Below are 25,036 nucleotides of genomic sequence, written 5' to 3'. Positions count from 1 at the left end.
GTGTCTCCCTGTCCTCCAATTTAGGACAGGATCGTGACTCAAAATCTTATATCAGCTCCCTCTCGTAATCTGCGGTTATCAGCACCTCCTCGGCTCTACGAGCCCAGAGGAGACTTGCAACCATGCTGAAATCACTTCTAGTTATCGCCATCGGCGCATCCCTTGGTGCCTGGTTGCGCTGGATCTTGGGCATGAAGCTCAACGCCCTGTTCCCGACAATCCCCCCAGGTACTGTGGTCGCCAATATGGTCGGGGGCTACATCATTGGCCTCGCCATAGCGTTTTTGGCCGCATCCCCCTCCCTAAGCCCTGAATGGCGCCTGCTGATCATCACGGGTTTCTGTGGGGGACTTACCACCTTTTCCACTTTTTCAGCCGAAACAGTCGCCCTGATTCAGGAAGGCAGATTGCTGTGGGCACTCGGCTCGATTTCATTGCACGTATTGGGCTCGTTGGCGATGACGGCTTTCGGGCTTCTGTCCTATCAAATGATTGGCACGCGCTGAGGAGATGAAGATGAAAGGTTTTCTGGTGATTTTCTTTACCCAACAGAACCGTCGCTATCAAGGAAAGATGCTCGGCGACTGGATCGTTGATTTAGCCAAAGAAATGGGCCTGCGTGGCGCGACCCTCTCCACAGGTATCGAGGGTTTTGGTCACACCGGTCGGCTGCATTCCTCGCACTTTTTTGAGCTGGCAGATCAGCCGACGGAGATTCGAATGGCTATCACCGAGGAGGAGTCCGAAAGGTTATTCAAGCGATTGGAAGCTGAAGAAATCTCTGTGTTCTACATAAAAACTCCCGTCGAGATGGGCACCGTCGGCAAAAAGGCCAATCCCCCGAACCTTTCCTGACCCCCTGGAGACAAGACTATGAGCTATGCGGACATTCCTGCTGGTAATGCGATCCCCGATGACTTTTTCACTGTTATCGAGATCCCGGCAAACCACGCTCCGATCAAGTACGAAGTGGACAAACCAAGTGGACAGATCTTCGTTGACCGATTCCTCAGTACGCCGATGTTCTATCCGGCCAACTACGTGTTTATCCCTAACACGCTGAGCGATGACGGCGATCCTTTGGACGTCCTGGTGATTTGCCCTTACCCGGTATCGCCTGGCGTTGTCATTCGCAGTCGCCCGGTTGGTGTGATGTACATGACCGACGAAGCTGGAGCGGATGCCAAGGTGATCGCGGTGCCTCACGAAAAACTCAGCCCTATGTACACCAACGTAAAGGAATGCTCTGACCTCCCTGCGTTACTCCTCGCACAGATCCAGCACTTCTTCGAAAACTACAAGGCATTGGAGCCGGGTAAGTGGGTGAAGATGGGGCGTTGGGGGAGCGCAGATGAAGCGCGGGAAGAGATTCGCAAATCAGTGGCTGCTCATTTCCAAAAATAGTCTTCTTCTCGGGAACTCAAGGGGGGCAAGTCCACTATTGTCTGAGTCGCCCCGGATTCCGGGCTTCTAACTCGTATGTTGGGGTCGCGATGTGTTTGACCATATCCCCCTGGGGGGGATAGGATGCAGGCGTAATTCATTGAGGCCTGAGGCTCAAGTCATGAGTGAGCACGAACACAGTCATCCCCATACCCACCAAAGTCATGAGGCGATCATCAAGCGTCTCAAACGAGCGGACGGCCATTTACGCGGGATCATCACCATGATCGAAGAGGGTCGTGAGTGCGTGGACATTGCTCAGCAGTTGCATGCAGTTGAGAAAGCCATATGTCAGGCAAAACGAACGCTCATCCAAGATCACATTGATCACTGCCTTGAGGACACCGTTTCGGCGCTGGGCAATGGCGAGCGTGCACCGCTGGAAGCTTTCAAACAAATCACCAAGTACCTCTAGGTCTGATATGCCCGACTTCGCTGAACTCCTGCAACAGGGTGTTTCGCACGCCTGGCTGTACTTCCCGAGCGCCATTCTGCTCGGTGCTTTGCATGGGCTTGAACCGGGCCATTCAAAAACCATGATGGCGGCATTTATCGTGGCCATCCGTGGCTCGGTAAAACAGGCTGTATTGCTGGGGCTGGCTGCAACGCTATCGCACACCGCCGTAGTATGGCTGGTCGCCATCGGCGGCATGTATCTGGGCAAAGGCCTGGACGCTCAAACCACTGAGCCATACTTCCAGCTTGCATCCTCCGCCCTGATCATCGGAATTGCGCTGTGGATGCTGTGGCGTACCTGGCGCGGTGAGCAGATGTTCAAGTTCGAGCAAGGTGATGATCACCACCATGGCGAGCATGACCACGGCCATCATGATGAGACCCACCGAATCGATACTGGCCATGGCCGTGTTGAGCTGTCGATCTTCGAAGACGGTGTGCCACCGCACTGGCGCCTGAAGACATTGACCGGGCACGCTTGGGCAGCCTCGAATGTTCGTCTGATGACGACTCGTCCAGACGGCAGCGCCCAGTCGTTCACCTTCGTCGAGCGCGAGGGCTTCCTGGAATCGGCAGTCGATATCCCCGAGCCTCATGGATTCAGTGCTCGCTTGAGTCTTGGGCACGCGGGGCACTCCCATGATTATGACTTGGACTACCAGGAGCATAATCACGGCCATGCGCATTCCGAACTGGAAGGCCTAGAGTTGTCGATTGACGGCTATCAGGATGCGCACGAACGTGCTCATGCCAACGATATCCGTAACCGCTTCACTAACCGCGAAGTCACCACCGGCCAAATCGTCATGTTCGGTCTGACTGGTGGTTTGATTCCTTGTCCGGCTGCCATCACCGTTCTCTTGCTATGTCTCCAGGTCAAAGAGGTCGCCTTGGGTGGCGTGCTAGTCCTGTGTTTTAGCATTGGTCTGGCACTCACACTGGTGACCGTCGGTGCTGCAGCCGCTATTGGTGCCAAGCAGGCTTCCAACCGTTGGCCATGGCTGGGCACCGTTGCGCGTCGTGCGCCCTACCTGTCCAGTGTCTTGATAATCGGTGTTGGTCTGTACGTGGGCTTTCATGGCTGGATCGGCCTGAACGCTTGAGACGACGCTTTAGTGTTTGAGCTCACCAGTTACGTTGGCCTTTTCATCGCGGCATTCGGTGCTCCACGCGGCATAGGCTCCTGAATGTCGCTTAACCCCTGCAGACCATATGTCATCGGTTAGTCAGAGCGGATACTGCATCCAGGCTATTTTTCGAGGGCTGGTAATAATCGGTGCTAGAAATTACATTGAGCGACAGAACTATAAGTAAGCGAGAAATACTCGCCAACGCCGACAGGGGCTAGTAAAGATGGACGCATACCAGCGCCGCCGACGCATCCAATTCTGGTTGGGCTCATTTCCAGTTTTAGTAGGCTTTACCATTCTAGTTCTCGCCTTGATTCTGGCTGGCGGAGGGGCCCCGTTAAGCCCTCAAGAACTCGATGGCTTAAGCTTGAGTCAGCCAACGAAATCGGCCCCTCAAATGACCAACCATAAAGCAGCTGCAATTCTGGCGGTGTCTCAATAGCCAAGCCTACAGATGCTGCAGATGTAGCAGCTGAGCCATCCGCATGCCTGGAAAACTCATCTCACGGGTATTAATCCACTTACCTTGATGGCAGTCCTAGCGGCCTTTGAGCTCAGGAACTTCAACAGCGCTGCCGCCTCCTCTTGCTGTCCGCCACCAGTGGTGGCCGCTGAATACATCGTCATTTTCTGCACCTGATCTGGAATAAGCCCAATCACATCGATGCCTTCCGTGTGCATCAGTTCACTCAGCTGTTGGAAGCCTATCTCTGCATCGCCACGGGCGACTGCTTCTCCGACGGGCTCGGCGGAAATCGTTCGGGTCTTGATCCTCAACCTTTCTGAGATGTGCATTTGAGGGAAGAGAATACGTGACAGGTATGTTCCGCTGGGCGTATCCGACAGAGCCAGAGACTTTGCGTTGAGTAACGTTTTCTTGAAGCTCTTCATGTTGCTTATATCGGGTTTTTTAGCACCTTTTTGGACGGCCATGGCAATGAACGACTTGCCAAGGTCGATTCGACTCGTTTTTTGCAACTGCCCTTGATCTATCAGATTTCGAAGCTCCCAATCCTCCATGATTACGACATCTGCATTTTCACCGCGCGAGAGCCGATTAGTGATTGCAATTGGGGTATTGCCGGTAGGTGGGGACTCTTTGATGACCAGGCTGAATCCCGTCTCTTTTTCATAAACGGGAGCTAAGGATTGAATCGCCGCGATGAAGCCTCCAGACACAAATAGGGTAAGCGTTTTGGTGGAGGTGGCATCCTGTGCCTCAATGCCATCTGCCAAGAAAAACAAGCAGGCCAATGCGAGCCTCAGTAAGGTCTTCGTCATGACGGAGTATCCTGAATCCAGCGTAGATATGAGGTTTAGCAGTGGGGGCGCGAAAAAATAGTCACGTTTCAAGCAATACTGAAATTAAGACGGGTTAAGAAAAATTTAGTTTACCGTCCGATGCCCCCTACCTAGGCTGCATCAATCTTGAGATCTACGGCGCTTGGAGCCTGCTTGAGTCTAAGGTTTGCAATCGTTGTGTGGAGTAAAAATGAATCGCGCGCTAGTTATTGAGGACGATGAGGTTACAGCCAAGGCTATTGTTAACACGCTTACCTCCCATGGATTCGATGTTCAGTGGGCGGCTAGCGGTCGTGATGGATTATCAGCGGCCATTTCTGGCGACCATGATGTGATAACGCTTGACCGGATGTTGCCTGATTTTGATGGCTTAACGATAATCAGTACGTTGAGAAGCCTCGGTATTCATAAGCCAGTCCTGATGATCAGCGCATTGTCTGATGTCGATGAGCGGGTGAAAGGGCTTCGTTCGGGGGGCGATGATTACCTGATCAAACCGTTCTCTACGGTTGAAATGATCGCCAGGGTGGAGGTGCTGCTGAGGCGCCCAACCGCAGGTGAAAGTGAGCGTCATTTGAGCTTTGGTAACCTCCATATCGATCTCATTGAACACTCACTCAGTCGTTCGAACGTGCACATTCCGCTTCTCCCAACCGAATTCAAACTGCTCACTTATTTCATGCGCAACGCGGGTCAGTTGGTCACTAGAACCATGCTTTTTCAGGCGGTTTGGGGATATCACTTCGATCCTGGCACGAACATTATTGATGTTCATATCGGTCGGCTGCGGAAAAAAATCGAGGGGAGCGGTTCCCCTGTCATTCAAACAATTCGCGGTTCTGGTTATGTTCTTGCTTCCCAGGAGTGAGCGCTGGCGTTCTTCCAATAGTCGCCTTCTCGGGCTTTACGCCTTGTTTTTTATCGCTTGGGGAGCCGTTTTCACGGGGGTGCTTTATTGGAAAATCTCAACCTATCTCGGGGCTGTTGCCGAGCGAACATTGATGCAGCGCGCCCACTATTATCAAAAAATCGATGATGCCAGTCTGGAGGGTGAACTGGCTGCCAGTGAGGTGTATTCGACTTCAGGGATCGACGCCTACGGTTTGTTCAAAGCTGACGGCACCCATATCGCCGGTGACCTTCTCCGGTTACGAGCAAGTCTCCCAGATGATGGCCAGGTACATTATCTGGAGCGAGGCTTGAGCATCGCATTGCCACGCGAGCAAACCCGAAGCAGCCATGCGTTAATGCAACATCGGCGTGATGGTCGAATTTTGATCTTGTCGCGTGATGGAGGATCTATCTCCGCAGTCGGCGGCATCATCGAGCAGGCATTAATTTGGGGCTTTTCTCTTACCCTTATCCCTGGGTTGATCGGTTGGTGGCTCCTGAGGCGAAGGCCTTTACGCAGAGTGCAGCGACTTCAAAGCTGCACCGAAAGTATCGTATCGGGCAATCTCGGCGAACGCCTGCCGCTGTCTCCACGCCGCGATGAGCTCGACATGTTGGCCAATGCTGTCAACGTCATGCTCGAGCATATAGAGCAGCTTATGCATGAGGTGAAGGGGGCATGTGACGGTATTGCGCACGATCTGCGTACTCCCCTGACTCGCCTGCGCGCCCATCTTGACCAGCTACAGCAGTTACCCCTGGATAGCTCTCATGCAGAGACATTGAACATGGCGCTGGAAGAAAGCGAATCCATCATGCTGCGCTTCCAAGGGCTGCTGCGAATATCTGAACTTGAAGATACAAGGAGACGATCAGGTTTTGAATCGTTCCAACCAGCATCGCTGCTGACGCAAGCGCACGAGTTTTTTTTGCCCTTGGCACAAGAGCAAGGACTGACGCTACTCCTCGACCTCTCTGAAGACCATCCGAAGTTATCTGGTGATGTTTCTCTTCTGTTCGAGGCGCTGGTTAATCTTTTAGATAACGCTATCAAGTTCACACCCAAGGGCGGTGTGATTCACTTGAGCGGCTCTCTGACGCATAACTCGTTCAATATAGAGGTTTCGGACAGCGGCCCTGGAATACCCGAGGCAGAGCGTGACAGCGTGATCCGCAGGCTTTATCGCGGAGACACCACCCGTCAGCAACCTGGGCATGGACTGGGGCTTTCTCTGGTGTCCGCAATTGTTCGGTTGCACGGGTTTGTACTGCATATCCAGGAATCGCCGCGTGGTGGTGGAGCCTCAGTCTCGATTATCTGTCCATTGCCCGAGATGGTCGTCTCCAACGGCTAATTAAATTAATATTAATCCGGGTTAATTTGAGCCCTCTCAGCTCCTCATCTAGCTTGGCGCGTCTTTCTGCGAATCCGAGGCTGGCGCTTGTGAAACACCCTAAATTGCGGCTTACACTCATTCTTGCGTGTTCTTTTCTGACACCAGTTTGGGCGGCTCCAATACCCACCCCAAGTCCTGCCTCACCAACTGCCCGAGCGATGATCCCAGCACCACCGCAACTGAGCGCGAAATCCTGGGTACTTATGGATGCCGCGACAGGCTCGATTATTAGCAGTCAAAACGCTGATATGCATTTGCCGCCGGCTAGCTTGACTAAGTTGATGACGGTGTATGTGGCTACCAATGAGATACAGGCGGGACGCCTCAAGGTCGACGATCCGGTTACCGTCAGTGAAAACGCATGGAGAACCGGTGGTTCCAGGATGTTTCTTGATCCTGGCGCCGTTGTCCCTGTGCATGACCTGCTCCGTGGCGTGGTGATCGACTCTGGCAACGACGCCAGTGTGGCTCTATCGGAGCACATAGCGGGTAGCGAAGATGCATTTGCCGGGTTGATGAATGTCACTGCAAATAAACTTGGGCTGACTGACACTCACTTCATGAACCCTACAGGCTTGCCGGCACCTGGGCACTACTCCTCTGCTCATGATATGGCCCGGCTTGCGCGGGCAATTATCAATGATGAGTCCGCTTACTACCCGCTATACGCGCACAAATATTTCACCTGGAACAACATTCGCCAACCCAATCGCAATCTTCTCCTCTGGCGCGACCCAAGTGTTGACGGGCTAAAAACTGGCCACACCGAAGAGGCCGGCTACTGCATGGTGACCTCTGCTCTTCGTGATGGGCGGCGTCTTATCAGTGCGGTATTTGGCTCTACCACGATGAACAATCGTGCAGAAGATGCTCAAAAAATCCTGAACTACGGCTTCCGCTTTTTTGAGACGAAGACCTATCAGAAAGGCGGCCAGGTGTTAGCTCAACCACGACTGTGGAAAGGCGAGAAAAACGTAATTTCTGTTGGGTTGCTCGATGATGTGACATTGACGCTGCCCAAGAATAGTAATCGCAAGGTGGAAAGCCGCCTTCACATCAATAACGCACTGGAAGCTCCTATTACCGTCGGTGACATAGTCGGAAGCTACGAGTTGTATGACGGCGAGAATAAACTTGCGACACGCTCTCTCATCGCATTAGAAGCGGGAGAAGCAGGTGGTTGGTGGACGCGAACCTGGGATGCATTCCATCTTTTTTTTGCAGGCTTGTTTGATGTGAAGGACGACACGGGAGAGGTAAAGGCCTGAATCTGGATGGATGATATCCAGCCATGACTTACCTCACTGACAACCTCAAATGATTCCCACTGATCTGACGTGGCAGGGGCGAAACCATCCAGTTGAGTCAGCATCCTCGATGCCCAAGGACATTTGCCTCAATGACGCTTTAGCGTCGGCTCGTAATGTCAGTCATCACAGGAGAATGCTCAATGGGTTGTCGCTTCCATGCAATTCATATCTGATACCGACCTAAGAGAACGTGTTAGCTGCACCATAGATCTCCCTGAATTACACTCGAACCTGCTGAAGGATCAGCCCCATCCGAAATACAAAAAGCCCGGCTTCGCGCCGGGCTTTTTGTTTCTGTCATTCTGCGCAAGGCTTTAGCCTGGGCTGAAATCACAAACCAAATTTCATATCAGTCTATGGTCAAAACTTACTAGATGTCGTCTACCCACTGGAACGTGAGCGCTCCTAATGCAGTCATGGCAAGCGACGCTATGACATGAAGCGAGATAGCCCCAATTGCAGGAATGAACCGTTCTTTGTGGCTTAACGTGGCCGATCCTGCCGAGGCTAGTGAGAAGACCGCGAGCCCTATGCAAAAGCTTGTGATGATCGCAAGGTGCCAGCGAGGGAAGAGCAGCGGCGAATCCACCCAAAAGCCGATGGTCAGGCCAATCAAGTACCCCCCGGCCAAAATTCGCTACGAGCGTTCCCGCAGGCATGCTCGGAAACAAGTTCTTGAGCTTTGCCCCTAAAATACTGCGTAGCCACCCTCCAAGCGATGCGCTTATGGCGATGGCAACTAATGTTCTCACCAAGCTAACGAACTCCTTGCAGCTTTAGGGGCTGGAAGCTTATGTACGGAAGGAAAGGGATTGGTTATCCAAAGCGACCTGTAATGTAGTCTTCCGTCTGCTTCATTTTTGGTTTGGTGAAGATCGTGTCGGTCACATCATGCTCAATCAATTCGCCCATAAACATAAAGGCGGTGTAGTCCGAAACCCGAGCCGCTTGCTGCATGTTGTGGGTCACGATGATGACGGTATATTGCTCTTTTAACTCAGTAATCAACTGCTCTATGCGCCCAGTGGAGATTGGGTCAAGCGCGGATGTCGGCTCATCCAAAAGCAATACTTGTGGGCGCAAAGCGATGGTGCGCGCTATGCACAGGCGCTGTTGTTGCCCCCCCGACAGGCTCTGAGCGCTTTGTTTGAGCTTGTCCTTTACCTCGTCCCAAAGCGCTGCTCCATTTAAGGCTTGCTCTACGCGTTCATCCATCTCACGACGAGAGAGTTGTTCATGGTGACGCACGGCGTAAGCGACGTTGTCGTAAATGGACATGGGAAACGGTACGGGTTTCTGGAAGACCATGCCGATATGGCTACGCAGGCGGTTCATCGAGTAACCAGGTGCGAGAATATTCTCTCCGTTGAGCAACACCTCGCCCCGCGCCTCCTGCTTCGGGTACATGGCGTAGATACGGTTGAACACCCGCAATAACGTCGACTTCCCGCAACCTGAAGGCCCAATGATCGCAGTGATACGTTTCTCTGGAATATCCATATCGATGGAGTTCAGAGACCGCTGGTTATTGTAAAAAAACTCCAGGCCACGAACGCGAATTTTAGTTCTTTCGTCGGCAAGGTCACGGCTATTCATCAGGTCAACCTATTGCGTAAAAGGATCAAGCGGGACAGTAAACTGAGTACCAGTACAAACAAGGTCAGCACCAATGCTCCAGCCCAGGCCAGGGAGTGCCAGTCATCGAATGGGCTCATGGCGTACTGGAAAACCACTACGGGCACACTGGCAATCGGTTTCAGAAGATTGCTGCTCCAGAACTGGTTGCCGAACGCTGTAAACAGTAACGGCGCTGTTTCACCGGTGATTCTGGCCAGTGCAAGTAGCACCCCGGTCACTACGCCCGCTTTTGCAGCTCGTAATACGATTTGCAGAGTCAGTTTCCATTGCGGGACGCCTAGTGCCAGCGCGGCTTCCCGCATGGTTGACGGTTGCAGTTGAAGCATCTCGTCAGTGGTTCTCACCACCACTGGAATCACCAATAGCGCCAGTGCCAGAGCGCCGGCGATAGCGGAGAAGCCGACTTGGTGGTTAGTCAGTATGTTCAACGGCAGGATGACGCCGGTGTAGATGAACAGACCCAGCACAATGGACGGTGCCGAAAGTAGAATGTCGTTAATAAAACGGACTGTGGTGCCCAGACGCGAGTGTCGTGCGAATTCCGCTAGCCAGATTCCCGCCATCAAGCCAATTGGCGTACCGATAAGCAGGGCGATAGCGGACATCAGGGCACTGCCATAGAACGCGTTTGCCAGGCCACCTTCCGTGCCGGGCGGCGGTGTCATCTGTGTAAAGAGACGAAGATTGAGCGCCTGAAATCCGTTGATTACCGTGGTCAACAGAATCCAGACCAACCAAATGAGGCCGAAAGCTGTGGCGCCGCAACTGAGCACCATTGCAAGTCGATTTTTGAAGGCTCGGATTTGGTAGAGACGTTCGTTACCAGTCATAGACCCTCCTTGCGTGACAGCCGCATCAGCAGGAGTCTTGCTAACGCCAGCACAATAAAGGTGACGACAAACAGCAGGAAACCCAGCGCGATGAGCGCGGAGCGATGCAGGTCGGTATAGGCTTCGCTGAACTCGTTGGCGATGACTGACGCGATGGAGCTGCTTGGCATTAGCAATGAGGCAGAGAACTGTTGAGCATTACCCAGCACGAAAGTCACCGCCATGGTCTCGCCTAATGCCCGTCCGAGCCCCAGAAAAATTCCCCCGACAACCGCAGACCGCGTGTAAGGCAGAACAATGTCCCAGACCACTTCCCAAGTAGTGCTACCTAGCGCGTAAGCAGACTCCTTGAGGGTTGTGGGAACACTACGGAACACCTCATGCATGACAGAGGTGATGAAGGGCATGATCATGATTGCCAGCACAATACCCGCTGTCAGCATGCCAATCCCTAAGGGTGGGCCCTGAAACAGCGAACCCACCAAAGGAAGCTCACCCAGATAGTCATTGATCCAAGGCGATAGATGCTCTGCCATGAACGGGCCGAATACAAACAGCCCCCACATGCCATAGATAATCGATGGAATTCCCGCGAGCAATTCAACCGCCGAGGCGACGGGCATCCGCAACCAGGGCGGAGCTACTTCAGTGAGAAAAATCGCAATGCCAAAGCTGACAGGAACCGCAATCAGCAGCGCCAGTAAAGAGGTCACCAAGGTGCCGTAAATCGGAACCAAAGCACCGAAGTGGTTGTTGACAGCATCCCACTCAGTGCTTGTCAGAAAGTCGAGACCGAAAGTCTTGAATGCGAGACCACCGCCCCAAAGTGTCGAGGCGGCGATGCTCACCAGTAGCAACAGCACTAGCATTGCGGCGCCCAGCATTGAACGCTTGAACCAGAGATCATGACGCTGATCGCGAGCCGCACGCTTATCACTCGTAACGTCGCCAGTGTGGAGGGTCATGGTCAAAGGTTGGACTGTGTCGTTCATCATACGTCTACTCACAAACAAACCCCTTCGTCAGGCAAAACTTGCTCGAGGAAGGGGTTTAAGTGTTGCTGAATCAATGTGCGAAGTCAGACTTCCAGTAACCTTCGATACGCTTCACCAGAGAGTCAGGCAGGGCTACATAGTCCAGCGCCGAGGCCTGTTGCTGGCCTTTCTCCAACGACCATTTGAAGAAGTTGAAGGCCGCTTGGCTTTGCTCGGCATTCTTCGGCTGTTTGTACATGATGATCCAGGTGGTCGCCGTGATCGGCCAAGCGCTATCGCCAGGCGCGTTGGTCATGATCAGGTTGAAGTCTTTGGCGTTAGCCCAGTCCGCAGTGTCGGCAGCTGCTTGGAAGGCTTTGGCATTGGGCTGAATGAATTTCCCGGAGGCGTTCTTCAGCTGTGCGTGCGTCATCTTGTTTTGCAAGGCATAGGCGTACTCAACATAACCGATTGAGTTTTTGATCTGCTTTACGTAAGCCGAGACACCTTCGTTGCCTTTACCACCCACACCAACCGGCCAAGGCACAGTCGTGCCGAAACCGATTTTCGATTTCCAGCCATCACTCACTTTGGAGAGGTAGTTGGTGAAATTGTATGAGGTGCCAGAGCCGTCAGAACGGTGGACGACGGTGACTTTACTGTCTGGTAGTTTCATGCCTTGGTTCAGGGCGACGATGGCCGGATCGTTCCAGACTGTAATCTCACCCAAGAAGATTTTCGCCAGGGTCTCACCATCGAGCTTCAATTGGCCCGGCGCTATACCCTCAATGTTCATCACCGGCACGATGCCGCCAATCACACTGGGAAATTGGCCCAGGCCACCGGCCTTGAGATCATCGGCAGACAACGGTGCGTCAGACGCACCAAAATCCACTGTTGCCGCTTTGATCTGAGCGATACCGCCACCCGATCCAATCGACTGGTAATTGATACGGTTGCTGGAGCTTTTGCTGTAGTCCTGCGACCACTTGGACAAAACCGGATAGACAAAGCTGGAGCCCGCACCGGTAACATCGGTCGCATGAGCAAGGCCACTCATGCAGAGGGAAGCCAGCAGGACAGACAGGCTTTTTTTAGTCAGCAACATCACGACAACACCTCAATGAAAGGAGTTAAGTGGAGGTATCCACCTATCGGAGAAGTGACGATTTAATTCTTTAAATATTTCTATCCGATGACAGTTTCGGCATTTTCAGAAATATTTTGAAATATGTGTGAGTCGATAGCGTTCGCTGGTTTGCTCGTCGAAAATGCTCGACTGCATCGGTATAAAGCCCTGGGGCTGCCGTTTGACCCTCTTATGCGGAGGCGATGTCGGGAAGCCGAACGAAGGTCTGCCTTGCTCACATAATGGACAAATACGCCATGAGCAAAACGCCTAGGATTGCTGTGATGACATTAATGCTAGGGCCAGCATTGACGCTGTAGCCAAGTGGGATCTCAACGGGTTTGAGGGTCTGTACCACCTTTTTGTATTGCCAGGATGACCAACAGGCAACCCATGAGCCCAGCATCAGAAAAGCGAGTCCGATCCAGAAAGAAAAATGTTTTCCAGGAGGGCCCAAAACACCTGGCTTTAGCATTTGCAGAAGCAGTCCGGATCGTTCAATCACAAAGCCAAACGCCATCAGCGAAAGGCTGGTTCGGTTCCAGGCCAGCAGCGTTCGCTCAGCGGCAAAGAACACGCGTGGATCGTTTAGGTCGGACATTAAATACTCCTGGCCCAGTAATGATTGAAATTGGATTGGTCAAATGGAGCAGAAATCGGTCAGTGTTTCTGTCATTCGCTTTCATGGCTATCACCTGATTAACACGTGCGTCGGCTTTCTAGTACAGAGAACACATACATTCCGACCAACATTGCCAGTACGAAAACAATGATTTGCCAATGAGCTGTGAGTAGAAGAACTACCGCCGGCCCAGGACATATTCCAGCTACTCCCCAACCAACACCAAACACAAGACTGCCACCAATCAATCGGATGTCTAGCTCCCGCTTCTTGGGTATCTGCATACGGGCACCCAGCAAGGACAGCTTCTTCTTACGAGCCCAATTCAGGGGGATAACCGCCACCGCGATGGCACCTCCCATGACCAGAGCAAGTGACGGATCCCAGGCACCGGCCAAATCAAGAAAAGCCAAAACCTTGGCAGGATTCGCCATACCAGCCAAGAGTAAACCGAGCCCAAAGATCAGTCCGGCAATAAGTGCACTCAGCTTGGTCATCTTTAAATCCCCAATACATGACGAGTGGCATACACCGTTGCGAACCCTGCCGTCATAAAACACACAGTTGCCACGATGGAGCGAGGTGATAATCGAGAAATCCCACAAACCCCGTGACCACTGGTACAGCCGGAGCCGTAGCGAGTTCCCGCGCCGACGAGCAGACCCGCAATAATCAGGGCCGGCCACTCTGTCTCGATCTCGATTTCCGGCAATGCTGCAAACATCCCCCAGCATAAAGGAGCAATCAAAAGCCCAAGAAGAAACAGGGCTTTTTCGCTACAGCCTTCACTATCAAATTGCATCACACTTCCAAGCAAGCCGCTGATACCGGCAATACGGCCATTTGCGAGAACAAACAAGCTAACCGCTAGCCCTATCAGGGCCCCGCCGCCCAGCGAAGACCAAGGTGTGAAGTTGACCCAATCAATGCTCATTTTGCATCTCCTGCACAGAAGTGCTGGTAAAGGACATGGATCACCGAGAGCGCGGCAGAACTACTGATTCGGTAATAGACTTGCTTCCCCATTCGTCGTGTTTCCACCATCTTCTTTCGACGTAACACCGCGAGTTGCTGAGATAACGTAGGTTGCTGAATACCTGACAAGGCCTCTAGATCGCTCACGTTAAGCTCACCTTGCGACAATTGGCAGAGAAGGAGCAATCGATCAGGATTCGCTAGCGCTTTTAGTAGCTCGCCAGCGGCATCAGCATTAGCCCGCAGCTGCTGGATATCGAGCTTGTTTTCAGATTGGATCATCACAGGCTACTCATTTGCGAATAAAACAATATATATATTTATATAGTGTTTGGCTAGAGCAGAGATTGCTGAACGGATACCACCGACGTGCCGGCCTGAAAAATTTAATGTGAATGAGATGAAATCTTGAAGGAGAGCTCACAACGACCAAGTAACAGAAAAACAGTTATGGATGACGAAAGTTGAATCATCACTTAGCATGAGTAATGTGCATTCCGTGCCGTTCTAAACCTTTAAGGGGAAAGTATCCCATGTCTCGTTTGGCTGAGTTTCGCAAGCTTGAACAACAACTGGCCGAACAGCTCGCAGAGCTCGAATCGATGAAAGGCGATTCTGGCCTCAAGGCCGAAATGGCATTTGAGAGCAAACTCCGCGCATTGCTGGGTGAGTACAGCTACAGCCTGAAAGACGTGATCAGCCTCCTTGACCCGCAAGCGGGTCGTCGCGCAATAGCTACTGCCGCACCGAAGGCAGTCCGTAAGGCGCGCGAGGTGAAGATTTACAAGAACCCGAATTCGGGTGAGCTGATTGAAACCAAGGGTGGCAACCACCGTCAGCTAAAGGAATGGAAAACCGAGTTTGGCGCAGACGTTGTCGAGTCGTGGCGTACTCAATAAAGTCGGTTTGATTTGAAGGGCCCTATGTGGCCCTTTTTATTGGCTAGGAGGGTGAGTCATGGTTGGGCACCAAGTTCGGTGTTGCCTTCGCTCAAGGCGGCGGGAGTGATTCGATACGTCGCTACAGCAATCATAAAACCAACGACTACCTCAGCTACTCAAGGCAAGGCCCCGCCTGGCGCTAAGCGGTGTTGAAAATTGGATTCCTCATACTTTCGGAGGCTAATTACGCTAGTCGTGCTTTTGGCCACTTGAGAATGAGTTTTGGATATCATCTGAGGCCTGCCATGGGAGGATCCTTAGAGAAGCCTTCGCGCAGCCTGGCCCATGAAGAAATGTTTTGCCCCTGCTCAGTTCAGCTTGCTCAGCATGGCAAGTCTTGCACCTGACAATGCCTTGATTAATCGTCCAGCTTGAATGCCATTGCAGAAGTTTTTCTGTCGGTGTCATTGGGACAACGCTCTCAGGCGAGTGTGCTGAATATCCTACACACTGTTCGAATGACAAGGGTGAAATCCAGCAGTTCAAATGACCGTCTGCTTTTAGCTTTTTAGCCGTCTATCTACTCGTTTCTGCAACCTTTGGATAAGATCACTCCGGAGCCATCAGCCCTGCGAGTCATTTTGATGAACTCCTCATTTTTATTGATCGCGTCCAGCACTCAACGAACGTTGTCGGCGACTTCAGCGGATCCGCGCTGCTCAACCCAAAGCGTCAAACACTCAAGTGCGAGTTGGTTCTGATTGATCTTGAATAGTAGGGGTGGGAGCAGGCCTGAATTAGGCATTGTGATTCCTCCATGGAGAGGTCAGCGTACCAGCAGTAGAGCTCTAAGGAATGGATGGTCTTTCCAGTCAGGAGAGGGTGCCATGGCGTATTACACATGCCTTTTGCGATACAGCAAACCGGCTCTAGGCCGCCCGTGCTTCTCATCGGAAACTGAAGAGGGTCGCTTGCTATGGTGGCTGATAGCCGCTAATAGTTACAGTGTGCTTGAAGAGGGCGTGAAGATGATTTCCAGATTTATTGTTGTTCCTGCAATCCCCACGGAAACGGGATCCATGCGTAACGGAACGCGCTTCTACTGCGAAACCGCGCCTATAGGTTTCAACATTTATGACAACGAGGAAAAAGCGCGCCTGAAGGCTACCTATCAGACCCGAGGAGAAGCTGAAGGTGAGTGCCAACGTCTTAATCTAGACCGGCTACAAAGTGTCCTTTCAGAGCGAGAATTCATGCCTAATCTGTAGGCATTCATCAATGATATTGACCTCACGCTAACACTGCATAAAATCCAAAACACCATTCGACCGCCTATAATCTTGCCGAAGTTGGGCTCTGAATATCGGGTGTCTGCTTCAACTCTCTCAATCCGAACCCGGCGCCAAAACCAGCTGATTTCAAAGGGGCTGGCCAAGGCATTTTGCACGCTCTGCGCATTGGAAAATCAGGATGATGTTGACTAAACGGCGCAGCTCCTTGGTGGGTTTCATTATTTTGGCAGTCGGCCTGGTGGGTTTTTCGGCTTTGTTGCTGCTGAAGTCCGAGACTCAACGCAGAGAAACGCGTTTCTCGGAATACGTGCAGAATATTTCCAGCATCGTGCGCAATCAGCTTGATACTAATGAAGCTGTGTTGGCGGGTTTCTCAGCATTTCTCCAAGCCGTCGATCAGAGCGATACGGAAGCTGCGTCACGTTATGCGGCAGCCGTTTTATCGGCTTACCCTCATATTTACATGCTCGAGGCGGCGAGGGCTGTACCCATTGCTGAGCAGGCTGCCTTTGAAGTTCTTTTGCGCCGTACCTGGCGGCCAGACTTTGAACTCAAGGATTTCCCGAGTCTCACTCACCAACCTGCCCAACATCAGATCTATCTCAGCGAGACTTGGCCTGTGTTGTTCATGTACCCGGTACTCCCGGAGTCCAGTTCGATCTATGGCGTCAGGCTAGAAACCGTCGCCTATCTCTCCTATGCACTGGCTCGAACTCAGAATAATCAGAGGCCCGTTGTATCACCCGTTTTTGCAATGTATGAGGGTGGCAACGCTTACATTCTGATGCAGTCAGTCAGTAGACCTGAACAGGCGCGAGAGAACACCCGCCCCAATTTTTTTGGCAGCACGATGGTGTCCTTGCTATTGATCAAGACGGGCGCGCTACTGGATGCGGTGAATAATGCAAACGTGGATCCCCTGGTTCACATAAGTGCAGTCCTGAAAACCGCTGCAGGGACTGAAAGCAATGTGTTTTCAACGCAGGTTCAACAAGCAGGTTTTCTAGATCGCCTCTTTTTGCCGCAATTGGCTGACCGGGTCGAGATCCGCAGTACATCGCAGCCCATGACGTTGGTGTTCGAGCGGCAACTCCGTCTCGGGGATGTCCTCACCGAAGAAATGTTGATGATTCTTTTAGTCCTCGCCGGAGCACTGGTGTTGATGCCTATGGTATTGATTCGGCACTTCAAGGCTATAGAAAGGGCAGAAGTCGAACACGAACGCTCCGCCTACCTCGCAACACATGACGTGCTCACGCAGCTGCCTAATCGTTACCTATTCGCCGAGCGTTTTGCCCAAGCCTTCTCGGATTGGGAAGCGAAAGGGATTCCGTTTGCTGTGCTTTTGATCGACTTGGATCATTTTAAGGAAATCAACGACAAGTACGGCCATGAGGTAGGCGACCAGGTTCTGCGAGCGGTCGCACACCGCATGCTTCAAGCCACCCGCTTATGTGACACCGTTGCCCGGTACGGCGGCGACGAATTCGTGATGCTGATCTCCAATCTTTCTGACCCCGAGAGTGCTGAGTCGCAGGCGTTGAGGGTGTTCGAAACCATCGCGCAGACAGTCGTGACCAGTGCAGGAGAGCTATCGGTCTCGTGCAGTGTCGGAGTTTCGCTGTGTCCTATTCATGGCCAAAGTCTCGACGCATTGCTGAAAGCGGCGGATCAGGCCATGTATGGCGTCAAGCAACTTGGGCGGAGGGGCGTAGGGGTGACTGAATCCCCTGCTGCATGAGACTTGTGCTGTTTTGAATGGACAAGTGGGTCAAAGACTCAGCGACTTATGAGTTACACCACTCTGATGAGGATGCTCGGCATTCAGGAGCGAACAAACAGCCTCCGCATCCGTCCTGATTTTGAAGACACCGTGCTTGCTAGCTGAGCCTCCTTCGACGAGATCAACGACTCTGTATCGCTTAGCGCCATCTTCCATGCCGGTGGTCTCGATGACTCTGAGTCTTGGGTGCATGGTGCGTTCCCTGCTGAAGATTGGTGCCCTACAAGTACCGGCAAAAGGAGACGACTTCAAGAACGGGACGGGCTGAAGCTGAGACAATTTATGACGGTGCACCATGCTTCTCATCGCATGAAGCACGGTTAGCAGTAGGTAGCGTGTTGAGCCATTTTTCCTATAGTCGATGCTTCGGGCCAGCAGGGCCCGGCTAGCTTTAGGTTTCTGATGGAGGCACAGATGCTGTCATCGATCCAAGAGTGCCTGCCGGGCCCACCAACTCCTGGAAATATTTGGTCAACCTTAGGACTGCCCTCGCGCGGCACAACCCTTCATGACGTCATACACCGAGGCCTTCCTTACGAGTATTTCAATCTGATAGCGAGCATCCTGCAGGTCGAGCGAAAAGTCATTTCTCAGGCCATCGGCGTATCCCCTGCATCATTGGCGCGTAGAGCAAAAACAGGCCGCTTGAACACCGTAGAAAGCGACCGCTTGGTCGGATTGATTGCTGTCTTTGGGCAAGCTCTGTCCTCGTTCGAAGAGGACGTTTCCGCTGCGACGAAATGGATGTGCTCGCCGGTTCGTGGACTTGGTTCGAGGCGTCCAATCGACATGTTGTGCACGAGGGTGGAAACGAACGCTGTCCTCGATCTTATCGGTCGACTGGAGAGATGAGTGCTCGTTTAAATTTCGTCACGTGCCTCATTCAGCGGTAGCACCTGATGTTGATTGTTGTAATCGCTCATTCGGGCAAGGCCCGGCTTAATGGTAGCGATTTAGCTACATCACGGAATGGCGCGACAAGCGTAATTGACACCTCATGGGGCACCCCTCCAGCTAGCGTCAAATCAGCCCGAGCTGGTGATTCAAAACCAGTTCGTGCAGCTGAAATACTGACGAAACATTCTGGCCATATGATTCGCGTCACTGAAATCCAGGGAGTTGGAGATGAATCGACCATCAAGAAGCATGCGCAAACTGCTCGACTCCGTCGCCACTAACAATGAGGTAGCGGCGCTCGATATGATGCGCGCAGTAGAGCAGCTTCAAGACGAAGTGCTACGCCAACGGTTGCTCAACATGATTCACCGACTCAACCAGGACGCTATTGACTTACGAATGGCGCGTGACGATATCCAGGGCGGAGCTATAAGGCTCGCTTGATCGGTCTCGGTGACGTCTCTTAGTCTGTATGCCGCACTGGTCTCTTGGGCTAAGGGCGTGTTGACCCGTCCAGAGCTATCCCGGTGGGTCAGCCAGGTAGTTGGGTCGACGTTCATCTGCTTCGGAGCAGCCATCCTGACCATGCGTCGACAGGCTGCATAAGAGGAGGGCGGCTAGGTGCCGATTACCGCAGCACAGGCGCCAAAACATCACCACTGATTTGATGCAGAGCCTGCCTCTTTCAAGCCAGGGTAATCATCGAGCGCAAGGCTGGGTTTGCCATCTTCAGTCGTGTCGGATAACGGCTTATGAATCACTCCCGCTTCAGCATCCGCACGCATCTGATCGAGCTCTCTGTGAAATGCCTTGTCCTGAACCGTGGGCTTGCTCGTGTATGGCTTTCGTTCAGGTTCAGGCTGTGCTGCATAAGTCGTTACTGCATCAGGGTCGTGTTGTAGCTTTTCTTGAACTTGCGATTCCAGCATCGCACGTAGCGCATCTTTGTCGGGCCGATTCAGCAATTTGTCACTCCTATTAGAAGACCAGGCACCCAGTAATCGACTGGGTCAGTGGTCGATTGGGGAACATCCAATCGATCGTGTTGAAAATTTGGGCTGCAGATAAAGCCACAGGATTTCAGGTCGAAGAGAAGAGGCGAATCATCAATTTCTTCCAACAGGGCGAACGTGTCAAATTTGGTACATGCCTGGGATGATTCCGTCGTCGATAAGAACGCAGGCAGTGAGAGAGTACAAAGCAAACCAACCGATGGCGTGAGGTGATAGCTGGGTCTATTTCATCAGCAAATTGCTGTAGTCGAGTTCGGCCTATGCTAGTCCAACAGGTAGTAGGCATACATTATGTATGGCCTCTTGGTGTACGTAAGGATATGCTGCCCCCGACTTCATATATGCCAATAAAAACCAACCACAGTGACGTTATGAGCCAATCAGAGACGCGTGCGACTGCCCTAACGCTGTATCCAGAGGACTCCCGCGAGGCGGCGGCTCTGTTGAAGCAGGCTGTACCACTGATGGTGCGTCACAACATTCCACCAAATCCCGTCCACTATGCTCTCTGGTACACCTACAGCAAAGGTCAGGAGCCAGAGCTTAATCGCCATCTGGACAGGGTGGTCAAAGACTTCGACTGTTTCCCTCCTGAATTCGCTACGAAGCTTTTTCGCGACTACATCATTCGTGACGAATTGGAGGAGGCGCGCGCAGGGCAGCAACAAGCGATCAATCTGGTTGACGACATGGAGCGTAATGTCTCGCGTAGCGTGAATGGCAGTGCCAACTTTCAAGCCAGTCTTGGCCATTGCATGGAAATGCTCGCGGAGCCGGTCGACAAGAGGTTGCCCGCCATTCTGAGTGAGCTGCAACAGAGCACCCAGGTCATGCAGGATCAGCAAGAGCTTTTCCTCTCCCAGCTGCACTCAGCGCAAAATGAAATTAAGAGTCTGAGAGACAAGCTCGAGCGAGCCCAACTGGCTGCATCTTTGGATGGTCTGACTAAGGTGTTGAACCGAGCTACCTTCACTCGCTTGCTGGAGCATGCATTGATCAACGCTCCTCATGGAGTGGCATTGGTCATGTTGGATATCGATCATTTCAAGCAGTTCAATGACCGGTATGGCCATCCTTTGGGCGACCGCGTACTTGAGCATGTTGGTCAGGTGTTACGGAACTCAATCCCGCCTCAGGCCCTGGCGGCACGCTATGGTGGTGAAGAGTTCTGTGTAGTCCTGCAAGAGTGTTTTGATCTCACCAGTGCTCATACTTTTGCTGAGCAGCTGCGCCTAAAAATTCAGGCGCTGCGGATCAAAGTTCGTGGCACGGATGAGGTGCTAGACACCGTAACTGCGTCCCTTGGTGTCGCCCTCGCCAAAGCTGGTGACGATGTGGAAAGCCTTCTGACTCGTGCCGATGATGCCCTCTATCTAGCCAAGCGCAGCGGGCGCAACCGAGTGAGCTGAAACTGGCGTTCGGACTCTAGCTGCCATTACATAGCTCCACAGGATATGGTGATTCGATTCTGGATAGGTCGCTCCTTCGGGCCGACTGGGCCCGGCTAGGCATTTGCTTTCTTGCGACAAAGCAGAATGATGAGTGATTGGATTGTTGCGGTTGGAGTTTGATCACGTGCTCATACCAGGCGCGAATCATTTTCTGAGCGAACGTTTTGCGTCAGCCTAACTGTTCTATGTCGCGATTTCTCGCGCGAGAAAATCATTGTCAAATTCTTCGTCAAGCCCGATTCTGCAGTTTCCAAAGCCGATGCTATGACGCAGGTCAGCTCGATGCTGCTTCGACATTTTCAATGTTCAGGGGATGGAGCAACCGTTGCCCGTCCATCTCTGTTGGGAACTACTTGGCGAGCTCGAAAGAGGGATAAAACCGGATTCCCTGCTGTTCATTAAGTAGCTAGCGTTACAGATGAGTATGTTGATCCATTGCTCGCTGTGTGCGAAGAAGATCGAATCAACTGGCGATCTGCCGCTAGTGGCGAAAATAGCTATAGGCCCCAGTCCGCGATCCAGGGCTGACTTCAAGGAAGGAACACAAAAGCTATGCACTTCGACCCTGCGGTTTCCATTCAGCAGCGTTACTGGTGGCGCATCGCATTAGAGTTGCGACTTCGCCAGTGCAACAGCGGTGCGTTTCAGGACTTTTTTTCAGACATTATGGGACATTTGCACGGGGACGACTTTGTTCGCGTGCGCCCCTTCGGTCAGCTCGGCGACAAGGGTTGTGACGGCTACCTAAATTCCTCAGGGCAACTCTTTCAATGCTACGGAGCGCTGAACGGCGAGACCAAACAAGTAGCGAAGATAACGAAGAAAATGAGCGATGACTTCGCCACGGCTTTTGCGAAGTTGGAGGTCATAATGCTGGAATGGCACATGGTGCATAATCTTATTGAGGGCATGCCGATCGAAGCCGTTACCACATTAAAGGGGCTTGAGAAGGCAAACCCCAAAATCAAATTTGGCTTCATTGGTTTTGAAGGGGTCGCTGAGCGGGTCTTTAGGCTAAGCCCCGAACGGATCGCTGCATTACTCGGGCCTACCGCGTCAGAGGATGACACAAAGAACCTCGATGTTGCGATCTTACGCAAGCTTGTGAATGAGCTCGCGGCGGCGGCGGAAGCCCCTCAATTAGAGACCGGCGATCTGAGGCCGGTGCCGGTCAACAAGCTTTCTTACAACCAGCTTCCTAATCATTGGAAAATGTTGATCGCCGGTGGATGGACGAATGCACCCGTCGTAGCCAGTTATTTTGAGCGCCATCCCGACCCACTTACTGGAGACAGGATCGCCGCGATATTCAGGACGAAGTATGTGTACTACAAGGCGCAAAATCTGCCACCTGCAGAAATCATGGCCGCGCTACTCGAACTCGTGACGGGCATAGGTTACGTACTTCCCCAACAGCAGGTGGTAGCACAGGCATTGCTGGCATATCTATTTGAGAATTGCGACATCTTTGAACGTGAACCTCAGATGGCCGTGTCATGATTCTGCCTACCAAGTACCTTCCGCATGATCGTGCATTGATCGGTGTCGGGGCAGAGATATTGAATCAACTGAAAGAGCCACGCTCGGTTTCAGAGCTGTGGGAGTGCGTTCGTGAAGACCGTGAAATGCGGCCAACTGCGACACCGCTTTCCTTTGACTGGTTTGTTTTGGCTTTAAATCTTCTTTACGCCATATCCGCGATTGAGTATGGCCAAGGTATTGTTCGTCGAGGGGGCGCGGAATGATATTAAGCATTGAGAGTTCCATAATTACGTTCAAACCAGTCACGTTTCATGATGGACTTAATGTCCTACTTTCTGACAAAAACGAATTGTCTACTGAGAAGCAGACTCGTAACAGTGCGGGCAAAACCAGTTTGGTTGAGATAATCCATTTCTTACTCGGTGCGGACTGCGACAAGGACTCCTTATTTCGATTGCCTGAACTTGTTTCACATACGTTCAAGGGGCGTTTTTGCATCGGTGGTGAGGTGTTTACAGTCGAGCGAGGCGGCGCAGCCCCTTCTAAAATATTTCTGTTGACAGGTGGAGAGGCGCGGAAGGACTTGCCTAAAAAGCTCGACAAGGCAACCGAGCGTTTCTTCATATCCAATACTAATTGGAAGGTGTTTCTCGGGCACAGCATGTTTGGGCTACCGTTGGATGTGCGCGGTACTGCGTTTGAGGAATCCTACACGCCAAGTTTTCGATCGATGTTGTCGTATTTTGTCCGTAGACGAGATTCAGGCGGATTCTTAACACCGCAACGACAAGCCGAAAAACAACAGCGTTCTGACTGGCAGGTAAATCTTTCTTACCTTTTGGGTCTGGACTGGCAGATTCCGTTTGAATTCGGAAAGATCCGGCTCCGCGAAAAAACGCTGGAAGAGCTTCGCAAAGCGGTTAAGGCGGGGGCTCTAGGTCAGGTCGTCGGCACAGTGGCGGAGTTGCGTCCACAGGTCACGATTGCAGAGGCGAGGGCTGATAGGTTACGCCACGCTCTTAAGAATTTTGAAGTTCATGAGAGCTACAAAGAACTATCGCGTCGTGCTGCGTCTGCTAAATCGGAGATGCAAGCGATTGTTCGTCACACCGTATCCATGAACGAAAATCTAGAACACCTTGAATTCGCTTTAAAGTCAGAGATGGCGCCGCAGCGCTCCGATATTGAGCAGCTGTACGTTGCCGCTGGCATCGAACTTCCAGGAGTTGTCTTGCGTAGATTTGATGAAGTGAGTTCGTTCTATGAGTCGGTAGTCGTCAATCGTCGTGTTCACTTGGAAAACGAAATCACCAGTCTGAGAGCGCGAATTGCGGACGACGAAGCAGAGGTCAGCCGTCTGGATCAAGAGCGAAGCACTACGCTGCAAGGTCTCGAAGGACGAGGAGCATTGGATGACTTTCTGGATATGCAGCGGCAGCTTGCGGGTTCTGACGCCCAAGCGGCAGCCTTACGTGAGCGATTCAAGGCAGCAGAGGCGCTGGAAGGCGAGTCCACCAAGCTCGATATTGACCGTGCCAACTTGCAACGAAGGTTGCAGCAGGATCATCACATCCGCGCAGAAGCCCTTACACAAGCGATTCTCAATATTGCCGACGCCATCTCGCGCCTATATGACGATAGGGCCGGCAGATTCGTAGTCGACGCGACTGACAACGGCCCAGAATTTCGCATTTCCATCGAAGGTGACCGGGGTGGTGGAATATCAAATGTCGAAATCTTTTGCTTTGACCTTGCTCTGTTCAACGTGGTGACTGCCCGATATGGAGGCCCGGGATTTCTGCTGCACGATAGCCATCTATTCGATGGAGTCGACGAGCGGCAAATTGCTTGCGCACTGCAACTTGGATATGAGGCGACTAAAGGCAAGCGTTTGCAGTACATCGTCACGATGAATTCGGATATTTATGCGCGACTCCCTATGCTGAAAGGATTTAATCTTAATGATGTAGTTTTAAAAACTCGTCTATCTGACATAGGGGAGGGCGGAGGGCTTTTTGGGTTCCGCTTCGGCTAGCTAGATTGGACAGAATCATATTCAGCCAGGCGCCTGCATATGCAGGCTGTCGAGCGAGGGGCATTTAACGTCGCTTCGGGCTGTGCCCGGCTCGACGAACGCCTT

The 25,036-nt window shown here is 52.3% G+C and carries 27 protein-coding genes and 2 pseudogenes; 18 read left to right on the top strand and 11 right to left on the bottom strand.

Going from position 1 to position 25,036, the window contains the following annotated elements:
- The first annotated feature begins 122 nt into the window (after positions 1–122).
- From crcB to EAH78_RS24050, 5 genes are all read left to right on the top strand, one after another.
- Positions 123–506 carry a fluoride efflux transporter CrcB gene (gene crcB / locus EAH78_RS24070; protein WP_140669744.1) on the top strand — a complete coding sequence of 128 codons (384 nt, stop codon included), beginning with the start codon at positions 123–125 and terminating at the stop codon, positions 504–506.
- 10 nt (positions 507–516) lie between these two features.
- Positions 517–855 carry a DUF190 domain-containing protein gene (locus EAH78_RS24065; RefSeq protein ID WP_140669743.1) on the top strand — a complete coding sequence of 113 codons (339 nt, stop codon included), beginning with the start codon at positions 517–519 and terminating at the stop codon, positions 853–855.
- An 18-nt stretch (positions 856–873) separates the two neighbouring features.
- Positions 874–1,404, top strand: coding sequence for an inorganic diphosphatase (gene ppa, locus EAH78_RS24060; protein WP_140669742.1), 531 nt, complete (start codon positions 874–876; stop codon positions 1,402–1,404).
- 160 nt (positions 1,405–1,564) lie between these two features.
- On the top strand, positions 1,565–1,858 hold the full coding sequence (locus EAH78_RS24055) for a metal-sensing transcriptional repressor (RefSeq protein WP_140669741.1): 294 nt from the start codon (positions 1,565–1,567) through the stop codon (positions 1,856–1,858).
- A gap of 7 nt (positions 1,859–1,865) precedes the next feature.
- On the top strand, positions 1,866–3,002 hold the full coding sequence (locus tag EAH78_RS24050; RefSeq protein WP_140669740.1) for a nickel/cobalt efflux protein RcnA: 1,137 nt from the start codon (positions 1,866–1,868) through the stop codon (positions 3,000–3,002).
- A gap of 525 nt (positions 3,003–3,527) precedes the next feature.
- On the opposite strand, the gene EAH78_RS24040 is transcribed toward EAH78_RS24050, so the two are convergent.
- Entirely contained in the window at positions 3,528–4,310 is a 783-nt protein-coding gene (locus EAH78_RS24040) for a substrate-binding domain-containing protein (RefSeq protein ID WP_140669738.1), read from the bottom strand.
- Positions 4,311–4,521: 211 nt separating this feature from the next.
- On the opposite strand from EAH78_RS24040, the gene EAH78_RS24035 reads away from it, so the two are divergent.
- The 3 genes from EAH78_RS24035 to EAH78_RS24025 all read left to right on the top strand — a co-directional run bounded on the left by EAH78_RS24035 (position 4,522) and on the right by EAH78_RS24025 (position 7,887).
- Positions 4,522–5,199 (top strand): response regulator transcription factor, encoded by a 678-nt coding sequence (locus tag EAH78_RS24035; protein ID WP_140669737.1) that lies wholly within the window; start codon positions 4,522–4,524, stop codon positions 5,197–5,199.
- Positions 5,177–6,577, top strand: a complete 1,401-nt coding sequence (locus tag EAH78_RS24030) for a sensor histidine kinase (RefSeq protein WP_140669736.1) — start codon at positions 5,177–5,179, stop codon at positions 6,575–6,577. Before EAH78_RS24035 ends, EAH78_RS24030 begins: the two co-directional genes overlap by 23 nt.
- 200 nt (positions 6,578–6,777) lie before the next feature.
- Positions 6,778–7,887: a D-alanyl-D-alanine carboxypeptidase family protein gene (locus EAH78_RS24025; RefSeq protein WP_140669785.1), complete on the top strand. Its 1,110-nt coding sequence runs from the start codon at positions 6,778–6,780 to the stop codon at positions 7,885–7,887.
- An 858-nt stretch (positions 7,888–8,745) separates the two neighbouring features.
- Here EAH78_RS24025 and pstB read toward each other — a convergent pair.
- The 8 genes from pstB to EAH78_RS23980 form a co-directional block, all read right to left on the bottom strand.
- Positions 8,746–9,525: a phosphate ABC transporter ATP-binding protein PstB gene (pstB, locus tag EAH78_RS24015; protein ID WP_046482243.1), complete on the bottom strand. Its 780-nt coding sequence runs from the start codon at positions 9,523–9,525 to the stop codon at positions 8,746–8,748.
- Complete coding sequence (gene pstA, locus EAH78_RS24010) at positions 9,525–10,397, bottom strand: phosphate ABC transporter permease PstA (RefSeq protein ID WP_140669735.1); 873 nt, start codon at positions 10,395–10,397, stop codon at positions 9,525–9,527. The genes pstB and pstA overlap by 1 nt, the downstream gene beginning before the upstream one ends.
- Positions 10,394–11,389 (bottom strand): phosphate ABC transporter permease subunit PstC, encoded by a 996-nt coding sequence (gene pstC / locus EAH78_RS24005; RefSeq protein WP_140669784.1) that lies wholly within the window; start codon positions 11,387–11,389, stop codon positions 10,394–10,396. Before pstC ends, pstA begins: the two co-directional genes overlap by 4 nt.
- Before the next feature lie 73 nt (positions 11,390–11,462).
- Positions 11,463–12,479, bottom strand: a complete 1,017-nt coding sequence (gene pstS / locus EAH78_RS24000; RefSeq protein WP_170219163.1) for a phosphate ABC transporter substrate-binding protein PstS — start codon at positions 12,477–12,479, stop codon at positions 11,463–11,465.
- Positions 12,480–12,735: 256 nt separating this feature from the next.
- Positions 12,736–13,101, bottom strand: a complete 366-nt coding sequence (locus EAH78_RS23995) for a YidH family protein (RefSeq protein WP_140669733.1) — start codon at positions 13,099–13,101, stop codon at positions 12,736–12,738.
- A 98-nt stretch (positions 13,102–13,199) separates the two neighbouring features.
- A complete protein-coding gene (locus EAH78_RS23990) occupies positions 13,200–13,619 on the bottom strand; it encodes a DUF6691 family protein (protein WP_140669732.1) in 420 nt (139 codons plus the stop codon).
- Positions 13,620–13,621: 2 nt separating this feature from the next.
- Positions 13,622–14,056 carry a YeeE/YedE family protein gene (locus tag EAH78_RS23985; RefSeq protein ID WP_140669731.1) on the bottom strand — a complete coding sequence of 145 codons (435 nt, stop codon included), beginning with the start codon at positions 14,054–14,056 and terminating at the stop codon, positions 13,622–13,624.
- A complete protein-coding gene (locus tag EAH78_RS23980; protein WP_140669730.1) occupies positions 14,053–14,379 on the bottom strand; it encodes an ArsR/SmtB family transcription factor in 327 nt (108 codons plus the stop codon). Before EAH78_RS23980 ends, EAH78_RS23985 begins: the two co-directional genes overlap by 4 nt.
- A 251-nt stretch (positions 14,380–14,630) precedes the next feature.
- On the opposite strand from EAH78_RS23980, the gene EAH78_RS23975 reads away from it, so the two are divergent.
- The gene (locus EAH78_RS23975; RefSeq protein WP_140669729.1) at positions 14,631–14,996 is read left to right on the top strand and encodes a histone-like nucleoid-structuring protein, MvaT/MvaU family; all 366 of its coding nucleotides are present in this window, start codon (positions 14,631–14,633) and stop codon (positions 14,994–14,996) included.
- Between the two features lie 591 nt (positions 14,997–15,587).
- Here the strand turns inward: EAH78_RS23975 and EAH78_RS32865 are convergent.
- Positions 15,588–15,783, bottom strand: a pseudogene (locus EAH78_RS32865) (hypothetical protein).
- Positions 15,784–15,865: 82 nt separating this feature from the next.
- On the opposite strand from EAH78_RS32865, the gene EAH78_RS32860 reads away from it, so the two are divergent.
- From EAH78_RS32860 to EAH78_RS32855, 5 genes and pseudogenes are all read left to right on the top strand, one after another.
- Positions 15,866–16,246, top strand: a complete 381-nt coding sequence (locus EAH78_RS32860; protein ID WP_240051929.1) for a hypothetical protein — start codon at positions 15,866–15,868, stop codon at positions 16,244–16,246.
- A gap of 205 nt (positions 16,247–16,451) precedes the next feature.
- Entirely contained in the window at positions 16,452–18,011 is a 1,560-nt protein-coding gene (locus tag EAH78_RS23960) for a GGDEF domain-containing protein (protein ID WP_140669782.1), read from the top strand.
- Between the two features lie 444 nt (positions 18,012–18,455).
- Positions 18,456–18,905, top strand: coding sequence for an antitoxin Xre-like helix-turn-helix domain-containing protein (locus EAH78_RS23950; protein WP_140669727.1), 450 nt, complete (start codon positions 18,456–18,458; stop codon positions 18,903–18,905).
- A gap of 273 nt (positions 18,906–19,178) precedes the next feature.
- Positions 19,179–19,394, top strand: a complete 216-nt coding sequence (locus EAH78_RS23945; RefSeq protein ID WP_123364296.1) for a hypothetical protein — start codon at positions 19,179–19,181, stop codon at positions 19,392–19,394.
- Positions 19,395–19,556, top strand: a pseudogene (locus tag EAH78_RS32855) (LysE family translocator); the annotation flags it as partial.
- Between the two features lie 47 nt (positions 19,557–19,603).
- Here the strand turns inward: EAH78_RS32855 and EAH78_RS23935 are convergent.
- The gene (locus EAH78_RS23935; RefSeq protein ID WP_140669726.1) at positions 19,604–19,915 is read right to left on the bottom strand and encodes a hypothetical protein; all 312 of its coding nucleotides are present in this window, start codon (positions 19,913–19,915) and stop codon (positions 19,604–19,606) included.
- Between the two features lie 419 nt (positions 19,916–20,334).
- Here EAH78_RS23935 and EAH78_RS23930 point away from each other — a divergent pair, with 419 nt between their 5' ends.
- From EAH78_RS23930 to EAH78_RS23915, 4 genes are all read left to right on the top strand, one after another.
- Entirely contained in the window at positions 20,335–21,372 is a 1,038-nt protein-coding gene (locus EAH78_RS23930) for a GGDEF domain-containing protein (protein ID WP_193560099.1), read from the top strand.
- Between the two features lie 594 nt (positions 21,373–21,966).
- A complete protein-coding gene (locus EAH78_RS23925) occupies positions 21,967–22,914 on the top strand; it encodes an ABC-three component system protein (protein WP_140669724.1) in 948 nt (315 codons plus the stop codon).
- On the top strand, positions 22,911–23,159 hold the full coding sequence (locus tag EAH78_RS23920) for an ABC-three component system middle component 6 (protein WP_140669723.1): 249 nt from the start codon (positions 22,911–22,913) through the stop codon (positions 23,157–23,159). Before EAH78_RS23925 ends, EAH78_RS23920 begins: the two co-directional genes overlap by 4 nt.
- Entirely contained in the window at positions 23,156–24,931 is a 1,776-nt protein-coding gene (locus tag EAH78_RS23915) for an ABC-three component system protein (protein WP_140669722.1), read from the top strand. Before EAH78_RS23920 ends, EAH78_RS23915 begins: the two co-directional genes overlap by 4 nt.
- Positions 24,932–25,036: the final 105 nt, after the last annotated feature.

The sequence above is a fragment of the Pseudomonas arsenicoxydans genome (assembly GCF_006438915.1).
GTDB classification, from domain to species: Bacteria; Pseudomonadota; Gammaproteobacteria; order Pseudomonadales; family Pseudomonadaceae; genus Aquipseudomonas; species Aquipseudomonas arsenicoxydans_A.
The sequence above is the reverse complement of the archived record's forward strand: the minus strand, read 5'-3'. Positions and strand labels throughout refer to the sequence as shown.